14 protein-coding genes are annotated in these 12,048 nt (G+C 26.2%); 1 reads left to right on the plus strand and 13 read right to left on the minus strand.

Going from position 1 to position 12,048, the window contains the following annotated elements; genetic code table 11:
• The first annotated feature begins 3 nt into the window (after positions 1 to 3).
• Positions 4 to 1,053: a sulfite reductase subunit C gene (asrC, locus tag BN6774_RS10875; protein WP_066893506.1), complete on the plus strand. Its 1,050-nt coding sequence runs from the start codon at positions 4 to 6 to the stop codon at positions 1,051 to 1,053.
• Positions 1,054 to 1,094: 41 nt separating this feature from the next.
• Here asrC and BN6774_RS10880 read toward each other — a convergent pair whose 3' ends face one another.
• The 13 genes from BN6774_RS10880 to BN6774_RS10940 all read right to left on the minus strand — a co-directional run bounded on the left by BN6774_RS10880 (position 1,095) and on the right by BN6774_RS10940 (position 11,701).
• On the minus strand, positions 1,095 to 1,613 hold the full coding sequence (locus BN6774_RS10880) for a CarD family transcriptional regulator (protein WP_235829609.1): 519 nt from the start codon (positions 1,611 to 1,613) through the stop codon (positions 1,095 to 1,097).
• A 298-nt stretch (positions 1,614 to 1,911) separates the two neighbouring features.
• Positions 1,912 to 3,135 (minus strand): radical SAM/SPASM domain-containing protein, encoded by a 1,224-nt coding sequence (locus tag BN6774_RS10885; protein ID WP_066893507.1) that lies wholly within the window; start codon positions 3,133 to 3,135, stop codon positions 1,912 to 1,914.
• Positions 3,125 to 3,997: a class I SAM-dependent methyltransferase gene (locus tag BN6774_RS10890; protein WP_066893508.1), complete on the minus strand. Its 873-nt coding sequence runs from the start codon at positions 3,995 to 3,997 to the stop codon at positions 3,125 to 3,127. Before BN6774_RS10890 ends, BN6774_RS10885 begins: the two co-directional genes overlap by 11 nt.
• Positions 3,998 to 4,017: 20 nt before the next feature.
• Positions 4,018 to 4,590 (minus strand): class I SAM-dependent methyltransferase, encoded by a 573-nt coding sequence (locus tag BN6774_RS10895; protein WP_066893509.1) that lies wholly within the window; start codon positions 4,588 to 4,590, stop codon positions 4,018 to 4,020.
• A 170-nt stretch (positions 4,591 to 4,760) separates the two neighbouring features.
• Entirely contained in the window at positions 4,761 to 4,955 is a 195-nt protein-coding gene (locus BN6774_RS10900; RefSeq protein WP_066893510.1) for a hypothetical protein, read from the minus strand.
• A 101-nt stretch (positions 4,956 to 5,056) separates the two neighbouring features.
• Positions 5,057 to 5,368 carry a hypothetical protein gene (locus BN6774_RS10905; protein ID WP_066893523.1) on the minus strand — a complete coding sequence of 104 codons (312 nt, stop codon included), beginning with the start codon at positions 5,366 to 5,368 and terminating at the stop codon, positions 5,057 to 5,059.
• Positions 5,368 to 5,562, minus strand: a complete 195-nt coding sequence (locus BN6774_RS10910) for a DUF4177 domain-containing protein (RefSeq protein ID WP_066893524.1) — start codon at positions 5,560 to 5,562, stop codon at positions 5,368 to 5,370. The genes BN6774_RS10905 and BN6774_RS10910 overlap by 1 nt, the downstream gene beginning before the upstream one ends.
• A 140-nt stretch (positions 5,563 to 5,702) precedes the next feature.
• Positions 5,703 to 6,773, minus strand: coding sequence for an ABC transporter permease (locus tag BN6774_RS10915; protein WP_066893525.1), 1,071 nt, complete (start codon positions 6,771 to 6,773; stop codon positions 5,703 to 5,705).
• A complete protein-coding gene (locus BN6774_RS10920) occupies positions 6,764 to 7,858 on the minus strand; it encodes an ABC transporter permease (RefSeq protein WP_066893526.1) in 1,095 nt (364 codons plus the stop codon). Before BN6774_RS10920 ends, BN6774_RS10915 begins: the two co-directional genes overlap by 10 nt.
• 11 nt (positions 7,859 to 7,869) lie before the next feature.
• On the minus strand, positions 7,870 to 8,805 hold the full coding sequence (locus BN6774_RS10925; protein WP_066893529.1) for an ABC transporter ATP-binding protein: 936 nt from the start codon (positions 8,803 to 8,805) through the stop codon (positions 7,870 to 7,872).
• Between the two features lie 85 nt (positions 8,806 to 8,890).
• Entirely contained in the window at positions 8,891 to 9,532 is a 642-nt protein-coding gene (locus BN6774_RS10930; protein WP_066893530.1) for a response regulator transcription factor, read from the minus strand.
• Positions 9,533 to 10,684 (minus strand): sensor histidine kinase, encoded by a 1,152-nt coding sequence (locus tag BN6774_RS10935; RefSeq protein ID WP_066893531.1) that lies wholly within the window; start codon positions 10,682 to 10,684, stop codon positions 9,533 to 9,535.
• 93 nt (positions 10,685 to 10,777) lie between these two features.
• Positions 10,778 to 11,701 carry a DMT family transporter gene (locus BN6774_RS10940; RefSeq protein ID WP_066893532.1) on the minus strand — a complete coding sequence of 308 codons (924 nt, stop codon included), beginning with the start codon at positions 11,699 to 11,701 and terminating at the stop codon, positions 10,778 to 10,780.
• Between the last annotated feature and the right edge of the window lie 347 nt (positions 11,702 to 12,048).

The raw sequence follows: 12,048 nt of genomic DNA on the forward strand, positions 1-12,048 counted from the left end.
TTAATGAATCACGATATAGATATTAAAAAGGTTAGATTAAATTGTTTTCGTCAATCAAAGGTTCCTGGAGAATTTATGCTTCAAATGCGTGTACCAGGAGGTCTTGTTAATGCTAAGTATTTAAGTGATATTCAATATATTGCAGAAACTTATGGTAATGGTACTTTTCATATTGGAATGAGACAAACCTTCAGTATCCCTGGAATTAAATATGAGAATATTCCTTCTGTTAATGAGTATATTTCTAATTATTTAAAAGAAGTTGAAGTTGATGAATGTAACTGTAATATGACAGTAGATACAAATGGATATCCAACAATTGGTGCTAGAAATGTTATGGCATGTATAGGTAATTCTCATTGTATAAAAGCAAATGCTAACACTAAAGATTTAGCAAATAAAATAGAAAGCCTAGTTTTTCCTTCTCATTACCATATTAAAGTTTCAGTAGCAGGTTGTCCAAATGATTGTGCTAAGGCTCATTTCCAGGACTTTGGTATTATTGGTCAATCTAGAATGATATATCATCCTGAAAGATGTATTGGTTGTGGTGCTTGTGTAAAAGCATGTGAGCATCATGCAACAAGAGTTTTAAGTTTAAATAAAAATGGACTTGTAGATAAAGATCCATGTTGCTGTGTTGGTTGTGGTGAATGTGTTCTAGCTTGCCCTGCAAGTGCGTGGACAAGAAGTCCTCAAAAATTCTATAGAGTTGTTATAGGTGGCAGAACAGGAAAACAAACACCTAGAATGGGTAAAACCTTCCTAAACTTTGTTACTGAAGATGTAGTATTAGGAATGTTTGCAAACTGGCAAAAATTCTCTGCTTGGGCCTTAGATTATAAGCCAGAATATTTACATGGAGGCCACTTAATAGATAGAGCTGGATATCATAAGTTTAAAGAAATAATTTTAGATGGAGTTGAACTTAATCCTGAAGCTTTAGTTGCTGAAAATATATACTGGGCAGAAACAGAATATAGATCAAATATTAATGTTAAACCAATTGAAAAACATAAAACTATAGAATCAAATAGAGAGATTAGAAATTAGATAAAAGAAAATCTTCCTAAAGATAAGGAAGATTTTCTTTTTTAATAATTTATATATCCGCATACTTTTTGTTCTATTTCCTCACAAGTAGTATTTAATAAAAATGCTAACTCAGAAAAGAGTATGTTTTGAATTCCTAATAGCATTTTCTTATCTTTCTCATGGAACTTCTTACCGTTGCTTTCTAAAGAAGCTTTTTCTTTCATTAATGTATTTGCTACCTTTGCAATTTCTGTACGATTACCATTTTTTATAATCTCATTATAGATTTCAGACCTATCTCTATCTATATCTATCCAATCTATTCCCTCATCTTTAAAAGATTCTAATATAACTTTAGCTTCCTCTTGAGTTAATAGTTCTAAAATTGCTACTTTATCGTTATCTACAGGTATACTTATACTTAATTTCTTATCATTCATAGGATGTAGTATATAGTAATCTTTTTTGATATTTGAAAAATTTTTTTCACATATATCATCTATTTTACAAATTCCATGAGATGAATAAAGAACTAAATCACCTTTTTTAAACATTTTATTTACTTCATTAATAATCACTTTTATTACCTCCCTATTTTACACTTTAATTTTGCATTCTTAATTTTTATTTTGAGAAATCATCACAACACTTTTGAAAACGTTTTCTAAAATATATATTATAAACCTAACAATATCTTCCATATATATCATTCTCTCATAAAAAAATTAAGGGATGTAAGCAAAACTTTTCTCTAAATAACGCTTACCCCCTACTTAAAACATATACAATTAAATTATATATAAACCTCTTCTTAACTATATTATAACCAATTAAAATAAATTAATTCATTATTTATTAAGTTAATATATGCATTCTTTATATTCTCTCACCCTTAAGCAATCTATAATATTTAGGAAGCTTATTTTCATTGCATTTATCACATTTTTTTGCATAGCAGTATGTCTTTGCTTTTCCTAATTTTGTGTGCATCTTATTCCATATATCATTAATATCTTCATTTAATACATTACCAAAAGATTCAGGGACAAAGTCACAGGGCATAAAGTTCCCTTCATTATCTATATATGAATGCTGTACTCCTGCTCCACACCCAAACTGTTCTTTTGATTCTATATATGGAAATACAGAAGTTTTAGGATAGTCTTTATTTTTATTAAATTCTATATGAAGGTTAATTAGCTTTTTCTTATCTTCTAAATTAAAAATTTCATCCTTATTTACTAGTAATGCTCCACAAGGAATTGGTTCAAGAATTCTAAGTTCATCTATTCCAACAGTTTTTAAATACATAGCAAGTTTACGTATTTCCTTAGAGTTTAACATTTCTTTTGTACAAACAGTTTGAGCCATTGTATAAAGCCCAGCTTTTTTAGAATTTTTCATAGCATTTATTGAATTATCATATGCTCCTATATAACCTCTTTTTTTATCATGACTTTCTTTATATAAACTATCAATACTTATTCCTACGCCAAAAAGTCCTGCTTCCTTTAAAGCTTTTGCTTTTTCATAGCTTAAGGAATACCCATTAGAAAACATAAAAGAAATACTTCTACTATCTATAGTAGATATTATTTCTTCTAAATCCTTTCTAAGTAATGGCTCTCCCCCAGTAAAACCTATTATTCCCACTCCTAAATTCTGAAGATCTTTTACTATTTTTTTAACTTCATCAGTTGTCATTTCTTTTGAAGTATCATCTTTATCTTTTATAAATCTTTTTGCACTACAATGCCAACAATTATACATGCACCTACTAGTAACAGCAATATAAGTTGAAATAGGTGCTAATCTATCACCAGTAGTATGATTAACAAAAAACTCTTCTCCTTTTCCAGGAACTGCATCTACAATACTTCTATAAGCCCTACTATTTAATGGAGGAAGAAAGGAATTAACAACAAAGTTGCCATTATGAATTATTAACCTATCATTTTTTATAACATTACTAGCACACCTAATAATATTTATAGGTTTATAAGCCTTACTTTCTTTAAATTTATTATGTATATAAAATACATTTCTTCTAACCTCTTTATTTAAGATTGATTTTATAATAGGTTTAAAATTACTTATCATTTTTAAAAACCCCCCAAATATATTTATGAGTCATTGTTTTTATACCATTACTATTAAGTAAATATATCATATTATCTTTTACCTTATTGATTTTCATATTTACCATGGAATCAAAACCTGCTAAAGCTCCTGTAGATGTGACAAACTCTGTCGCCTCTTCTGCACTATTAAAAGTAAATTTATGCTCTCCTAATTTAATCTTTTCTACCAAAAACTTATTTTTTATAAACCACTTTTTAAAGGCTTTTTCATTCTTAGGATTAGGTAACTCTTTCATTATCTTATTTATATTTCTATAATTTTTTAATACTAAACTAGGATAAACTTTTCTAACCTCTGGTAATGTACTTTTTAAATTTACTATTACTGCAAAGTATCCATCTCTTCTTAATACTCTAGATATTTCTTTTATGATTTTTCGTGGATTTTGATATTTAATTGCCCAAGCACAAATTACTATATCAAAGCTATTGTCATTACAAGATTCTAAAAAAGAAAGCATATCACCTTCAATAAACTTAGTATCAAAGCTACAATTATTTTTTGCTTCATTTAGCATTCCTTCTGATATATCTACTAGCGTAAATGTAGCTTTCTTAAAAGTTTTATATAAAAACCTACTATTAAAGCCTGTCCCGCAAGCTAAATCAAGAATATCCATGTCTTTATCTAGGTAATTATCAGAAGACTTTATAATAAGATTCTGTAACATTTCTTCATTATATTTATGCATTTCCTTAAGAAATACTTCCTCATAATTTTTGCTTACCCTATTATAAGAACTAGCTATATCACTTAAATTAATAAATTTATTACTTAAAAACAGCTTGCAAATTTTTGCTATACCATATAATCCTTCCATTGCTCCCCCTAATTAAATACTTATTTTTCTCCTAAGTATATATATTCATATTTTGAAATCCTTATTATTTGACTATTTATAAAATATTTAGATGTTAATTCTTTTATTTCATCTATTGAAAGCATTTGTATCTTCTCAAAACAAAGAGTTTCAAAAATAAATATAAGTTTACTTATTAACTTCTTTTTATCAAAGTCATAAATTAATATCATCCCATCCTTTTTTAATACTCTTTTACACTCTTTTAATGTTTCTTCTTTTTTAATTATATGATGAAAAGAATCTCTCATTATAATAATGTCTATAGAAGAATCCTCTAAATTAATATTGTGAGAATATCCATTAATAACTTTTAACTCTTTAGATTTTCTTTTTGCTATATTAGTCATATTTATCTCTGGATCTAATACAGTAACTTTTGCTCCTAAGGATATTAAATTCATTGCTAAGGTACCTGTTCCTCCTCCAATATCTAGAACTTCATGGTCTACTATGTTTTTCAAATTATTTATAATTGCTTCATTTTTATCTAAGTTCAATTTTTTCATAAACTTATCATATTGCTTACTATAGTATTTAAATAAATAGCTCATATTATCTCCTTAGATTTATACCTTTATACTATCTTATCAAATTACTCTTACAAATTTTAAATATATTTCTTAAATTTTTCTAAAATATTATTTTTTACTTATTTATATCATTATATTTTTTAATAAATATATATACTAATACACAAAAAAATAGTGGAATATAAATTCCACTATTCATACAAATTATCTTCTATTATTTTATTAGCGAGAATTCCTATGTTCACTTCTCTAGTGTCCATATAAACATCTATAATTCTATCTACAAGAGTAACTTCTACATATTCTACTTGCTTTCCATCTTCGTCTATATAGGTTATTATATCATAAGTTATAATTTCATCTTTAAGTGCTTTTTTAGAAATCATTTATTTTCCTCCATAATATTTCTTCACTATATTTTAGCAAAGACTTTATATTATGTCTATTTATAAATTGTATATTATATAAAAAATAGACAGGCATCTGCCTATCTATTTTTAACCTTATTTAATAGTTCTTCGTAAATATTATGTGGTAATATTGCTGCTTTTCCATTGCCATAAAATGCAACATCATCAATAGCAAGCCATCTACTTTTTTGCCCATAAGTAAAATTTAAAATACAATTTCCTCCTAAGGCCTTTACTTTAATAGCCATATCCCTTTTTACATCATTTAAATTCTTTAACTGAGCTCCAACTTTAAAACTTAAATCGCATTTAACGTCACCTAAAATACTTGCCTCTTTATTACTTCCTTCAATAAAGACTATATTATCATATAAAGTAGTATAGGCCATTAATCTTCTTCCCTTTCCATAATTGCAATAAACTCTTGTCTGCTACCACCAAAGGATGCAATATCTGCAGTAGCAGCAGCTTTTAATTCCCATCCTTGATCTGCATATGCGTTTAAAGCATCTTCTAATTTTTGTGGATCAAACTTTCCTGAAAACCACTTATCTTTTTGACTAAGAATTTTATATTTTTTCATTTTTATCCCTCCAACCACACTTATTAGTTATATTATTTATACCTTTAATTTATATACTTTCCTTTTAAAAATATTCCTAATTTTTTTTGTTTAATTATAAAAATAATAATTGGTGCTATTAAAAATAACACCAATTACATTTACTCTTTTACATAATCTCTTAATTTAAAGCTTCCTGCTGTAAATAAGACAGCTGACATAAGAATTATTATTATAATAGGAAGAACAATTGACTCATTATTTATTATTTTTCCAAGCCATGAAAATGGGGATATAATGCTTAAATAAACTAAATAATCTGGAACATTAACAAACTCTCTTAAAACATTCCCTATTATTCCAAGTCCAAAGGATACTAAACCGAATATCACCACTGCTAAACTTGCTATAGTTTGGTTTTTTAACCACCTAGTAGCTGCAACTATTGTTGCTGTAGTCATTAAACTACATAAAATTATTGTAAGAATTCCATTAAAGAAATTATAGTTCTCTATCTTAAAAAGCTTAATAGATATAAACAATGTTATTGAGCTCATCAAGCTTTGTAATACAAATGCTGATAAATATAGAGATCCTAAAATAGTTTTATCAGAATTTCCTGTTGATATTGTTCGTTTTAATACTTTTTGTGTTCTTAATTTAATTATGTCATCAGTTAATATAGATCCACCTATAAGCATAAAATAGCATATCATAAGAACTGTCATATAAAAATCTGATGTGTTATTTTTATTGTTCTCCACTATAATTGCTTCTACTGAATTTTTACTAAGTCCTATATTTAAATGTTCCTCTAGAAATTTATTTATACTTTCAGTTATTATATTTTCAGCTATGATTGATCCCATTCCTGATTCAACACTATATGCTTTTATTTTAGGAGTTCTTCCTATATTTATATTATCTTCAAAATTTTCATCTAAAACATATATAACAGCAAGCTTTTTATCTCTTAATCTATCATAACTATCTTCTATATTTCCTTCTAAATTTTCAACTTCGTATTTCTCAGATAGATTATCTATTATTTTTTCTGAATACTTGCCAGGTGACTTATTAATTATTCCTATTTTCCCCAAGGAATTTTCCTGAGACATAGGGCCTACTACCCCAAACAAAACAACCATAGGAAGAAGTAAGCTCATAAAAAATATTGCAGGATTCTTTAATATTCTCTTTAAATTTATTATAGTTAATCTTATTAAACGCATCTTCTTCCCCCCTTTGATAAAATAACCTTGATATTAGCAATACTAAACAGTACAGCTGAAAGAATAACTACAAAAACTAAATCTTTTATATTGCTATTAAAGTTTCCATTTAGGTTATATACATTAAATAATTTTGTAATATAATGTGTTGGAGCTAAAATCTTTAAAGCATTTCCCTCTCCAGTAAAAGCTTCCATTCCTATTATTGGTAGTGAAAATACTAAAGCTCCTATAACCTTCCCATAAAGTGGTCCAAAAAGTTCATATACGAATTTACTTATAGAGACAATTAGTATAGCTGAAATTAATATTAATGTAATTAAAGGTAGTAACCTGCCTGTAAAACTTATTCCTAAAATCCTAAAAAACAATACATATCCTAAAAGTATAATTATTGAATAAATTAATAAAGCAAAACTGTCATAATAAAAATATTTACATTTACTTATTGGTGTTGAAGATATCCTTTTATCTAAATTCACGCTAATTTCAGCATAATTTCCTTGAATCAAGGAAAAAATCAACATGCTTATTACAAAGGCAATCATAGAGGAAGATAATACTTCATAGCTACTAGAAGTTTTTTTTGCATTTATATTTATATTTTCAATTATATTTTTTCCTGTAATATTAGCTAATTCTTCTGAAGAATTTCCAGACATACTTAAATAAAGACCTTGATGATACTTGTCTAAAATTATTTTTAGAGTATTGGTAGAATTAATTAATCCCTCTTTTAATGTATTTATTTTTATTTCATCTCGTTTTAAAGATATAATGCTTTCTTCGTATCCCTTTGGTATAACAATTTCTATCTGCTTTTCTTCTTCATTTATATCTATGAGTTCCTTCATATCTTCACTTTTTAAAAATGATATTAAAGTTTCAGACATATTACTCCTATCATTATCTATTATTGATAGTTTAAGTGTATTAAGCTTTAGTGGATTTTCGTGAAGTGAATTTTGAAAGAACCCCATAAGTCCAGCTAATAATACGGGAAATAGTATAAAATAAACTACTGTTATAGCAACATTTGAAACCATTCCCTTTAAAGTAGCTTTTGTATAATAAAATAATTTCACTTATATCACCTCTAATCCCTTAATGTTTTGCCTGTTAATGCTAAAAATACATCTTCTAACTTTGCTTCTTCATAACTAATTCTCTTAATATTTATATGATATCCTTCAATAATACTTAGCACACTATTAAGCTTAAAATTTGAATCTATTGTTAGAGTTATTTTATCTTCCTTTTCTTTAATATTTAATATCCCATTTACTTTTTGTATATTTAAAATCAACTCTGCACACATGTCATTAGCTTCTATAATAACTTTATTATTAGGAAATACTGATGCCTTAATTTCATCCTTGCTTCCATATGCAATTTCTTTTCCTAAATCAATTATAAAAACTCTTTTACAAAGTTCTTCTACCTCTTCCATATAATGAGACGTATAAATTACTGTAGTTCCCCACTCTTTACAAATATTTTTAGTAAAATTAAATATATGGTTTCTTGATTGCGGATCTACTCCAACTGTAGGCTCATCCATTATTAAAACTTTAGGATGATGCATAATTGCTGCAGCTATATTTAATCTTCTCTTCATTCCACCTGAAAATTTTTTAACCTTATCTTTTTTCTTTTCTAAAAGGCCAGTTACTTCAAGTGCTTCTTGTATTCTCTCTTTTAATTCTTTACCTTTTAATCCATAAAGTGCTCCAAAAAATTCAAGATTGTCATAGGCTGTAAGATCCTCCATTAATGAAATATCCTGTGGAACATATCCTATACACTCTTTAGCTTTTATTGGCTCTTTTAAAATATCATATCCACAAATTTTAATAGTTCCATTATCAGGAATTAGGAGACTTGTCATTATATTAATTAAAGTAGATTTTCCTGCTCCATTAGGTCCTATAAACCCAAAAATCTCCCCTTTAGCCACTTCATAACTAACATTATCTAAAACTAATTTATCATTGAATCTTTTAGTAACATTTTTAACTTCTATTATACACATTAAAATTCCCCCTAAGTTTTTCTTAATTCTATATTAAGAAAAATTTAGGGGGATTGCTATTACTCTAAGTCATTGTATATATGACTTAAGTCACTATTCTATTTTTAAATGCAAATATTGCAATTTGTGTTCTATCTCTTAGATTAAGCTTTGATAATATGTTAGTTATATTATTCTTAATTGTTCCTTCAGATAAGTAAATTTTTTCTGATATTTCTTTATTAGTTAAACCTTCTGCAATATATTTTATAATTTGAATTTCCTTTTCAGAAAAATTATATTTATCTAATTCCTTAGATTTAATTAAATTATTACTATATAAAATTTTGTTTGCAACATCAGGGTGAACTACCATGTTTCCCATATATGCTGTTTTTATTCCTTCATAAATAACATTATGAGAACTATCTTTTAGCATATATCCAAAAGCTCCATAGCTTAATGCATCTTGTATATATTCCTTATCATTAAAAGTGGTTAATATTATAACTTTTATTTTAGTGAATTGATCTTTTATGAGTCTTGTCCCCATAACACCATCACATTCTTTCATTCTTACGTCCATTAACACTACATCTACATCTTTAGATTTACATACCTCTAAAGCCTTATATCCATTTTCTGCTGTATCAACTACTTCTATATCATCATAAGTTGAAAGCATAAGTTTTAATCCTTCTCTTATTAACTTTTCATCATCTACAATTAATAATTTTATCTTTCCCACTTATATCTCCCTTTCTTTTGGCAATACTATTTTTACAAAAAACCCTTCTCCTAGCTTTGAAGTCATATCAATAAATCCTTGTAATTCATCTACTCTTTCTCTTAGATTTTTTAAACCGAATCCACTATTTTTTATGTAACTTACTCCAATTCCATTATCCTTAAAAGAAATAACAAAATCATCTTCTGTAAAATTCATTATAACTTTTATTTTAGTAGCCTTACCATGTTTTAATGAATTAGATAAAACTTCTTGAGTGATTCTATATAAGTGTGTTATTTGTTTAGTAGATAATGCCCAACTTCCTTTTGATATTATGGTATTTACTTCTACTCCAGTCATCTTTTCGAAGTTTTTGCATAAATCTTGAATTCTTATTATTCCTTTATAATTACCATAATCATCTGCTTTAAGCTCCTTTACAGCTTCTTTTACATCTTGAAAGTTTTCACTAATAAAGCTTCTTAATCCAATAATCATATCTTTTAATAAGCTATCTTTTTCTGTTGCTAATGCTTCCATAGCAGATAATTGAATTATTGAAGTTGATAAAGTATGTCCAACACTATCATGAATTTCTCTAGATATCCTATTTCTTTCCTTTAATATTGTTAATTCCTCTATAGATGATAAACATTCTTCAAGCTTACTATTAGCTTCAATTAAGCTTTCTTCCGATATCCTAAGTTTATCATATAATCTTTGTGCTTCTTTTTTTGTGTTGTAAAGTTTTGATATATAATTTATTAATGTAACAAAAACAACTATAATCACTAAATTTATAAAACCTTGCTCAAAACCTTCCTTAAATTCTGAATATATAGCAATAAGACATATAGTAGATAAAAACATATTTTTTAGATATCTATAATTTAATGAAACAGTATCTATGATTAATCCAATTAAATAAAATATTATATTTCCTCCAAAATAAAAGCATGCAATTGGAGAAACTATCATTTCTAAAATTATAGAAAATAAATTAACCTTATCACTTTTAAAGAAAAATATTCTAAGATTATTATTAATTATAAATAATAAAATAAATATAATACTAAAAACCCCACTATTTTTACCTTTTATAAAGATTTCAGATATTAATATAATAAAAGATATATATCTTATTAGTAATAGTTCCTTACTTTTTTTCATATCATTTCCTACCTTTAATTTAAAGGATATAAATCTTATAATACTTTGTATTAGCAATTGTAAAGAAAAAGTATTATAAATTTTTATACACAGTTATTCCTTTCTTTTATAAACCAAGTAAATTCCTGTACATACCAATAAAAGAGCTATTAGTATTTTTACATCAAAAATATTTTCTTTTAATATTATAGCTGATAGTATAGTTCCAAAAACAGGAATTAAGAAATTAAATACTGAAATTACACCTACTTTATTATACTTTAACAGCTGCGACCATAGTGCAAAGGCTACTGATGATAGTAATGCCATATATATTAATAATGTTGTTGATTTAAAAGTAAAATTCGTTAATTTGCCTCCTAAAATATAACCAATTATTATTAGTAATAATCCACCTATTGCTAATTGGTATCCAGTTACAGTATAAGCATCTTTATTTTGACTTATTTTTTTACTATATAGGGAACCAATAGAAAGCATAAGGGCTGCAATAATTATAAATCCTTCTCCCTTAAAAGAAAAACTACCTTCTAAGACTGATGTTCCACCAAGATTAACTATTATAACTCCTAAGAAACCAACTATACATCCTATAATCTTATTAAAGTTTAATTTATCATTTACATATATATAATGTGCCAGTAGTATGCTAAAAAAGGTGCTTGTTCCATTCATTATAGATCCTCTTACACCTGTTGTATATGTCATACCCAAGTAAAAGAAAATATATTGAAGAGTAGTTTGTCCAAATCCTAATACTGAAATTTCCTTTATATCTTTAATAGTTAAATTAAAAATATTTTGCTTCATAACTATTTGTAGAATTAATACAAAAACTCCTGCTAAAAAAAATCTGTATCCAGCAAATAATAGTTTTCCCCCTATATCATTAGAACCTATATTAAAAATTTCATATCCAACTTTAACTGCTGGAAATGCACTTCCCCATAAAAAAGTACATATAATTGCAATTATAATTATATTTATTCTGTTAGTATATATTTTATTTTTATCCAAATGTAGTCATCTCCTATATCTCTTCATTTTAATCCTTCTTACCAAATCCTTAATATTTTCTTCTATTGTTTTTGCTACCTTAACAAATTCTTCATCATTTTTTCCTATAGGAAATGATGTATTAGCAATAATAATTTATTTAAACTTAATAACATTATATATGATTATAGACCTTTTTAATAGTTCTACAAATATTACTTAAACCAATATTTGTAGAAAAAATCATTCCTTGCCTATAATATAACTAGGAGTTATTTTTATTAGGCTCTGTTTTAAAATAATGTTGATAATATAAGAGAAACTAAAAAAACTAGTGTAAAATCACTAGTCTTTAGTTCTTAATAGAT

It is taken from the genome of Clostridium nigeriense (assembly GCF_900086595.1).
Lineage (GTDB): Bacteria > Bacillota > Clostridia > Clostridiales > Clostridiaceae > Clostridium > Clostridium nigeriense.

What these genes read in the sequence shown, in the direction of transcription:
- BN6774_RS10885 (WP_066893507.1), bottom strand. Translation starts at nt 3,135, where the DNA reads ATGATAAGTAATTTTAAACCTATTATAAAATCAATCTTAAATAAAGAG.
- BN6774_RS10890 (WP_066893508.1), bottom strand. Translation starts at nt 3,997, where the DNA reads ATGGAAGGATTATATGGTATAGCAAAAATTTGCAAGCTGTTTTTAAGT.
- BN6774_RS10895 (WP_066893509.1), bottom strand. Translation starts at nt 4,590, where the DNA reads ATGAGCTATTTATTTAAATACTATAGTAAGCAATATGATAAGTTTATG.
- BN6774_RS10935 (WP_066893531.1), bottom strand. Translation starts at nt 10,684, where the DNA reads ATGAAAAAAAGTAAGGAACTATTACTAATAAGATATATATCTTTTATT.
- asrC (WP_066893506.1), top strand. Translation starts at nt 4, where the DNA reads ATGAATCACGATATAGATATTAAAAAGGTTAGATTAAATTGTTTTCGT.
- BN6774_RS10910 (WP_066893524.1), bottom strand. Translation starts at nt 5,562, where the DNA reads ATGAAAAAATATAAAATTCTTAGTCAAAAAGATAAGTGGTTTTCAGGA.
- BN6774_RS10905 (WP_066893523.1), bottom strand. Translation starts at nt 5,368, where the DNA reads ATGGCCTATACTACTTTATATGATAATATAGTCTTTATTGAAGGAAGT.
- BN6774_RS10925 (WP_066893529.1), bottom strand. Translation starts at nt 8,805, where the DNA reads ATGTGTATAATAGAAGTTAAAAATGTTACTAAAAGATTCAATGATAAA.
- BN6774_RS10915 (WP_066893525.1), bottom strand. Translation starts at nt 6,773, where the DNA reads ATGCGTTTAATAAGATTAACTATAATAAATTTAAAGAGAATATTAAAG.
- BN6774_RS10900 (WP_066893510.1), bottom strand. Translation starts at nt 4,955, where the DNA reads ATGATTTCTAAAAAAGCACTTAAAGATGAAATTATAACTTATGATATA.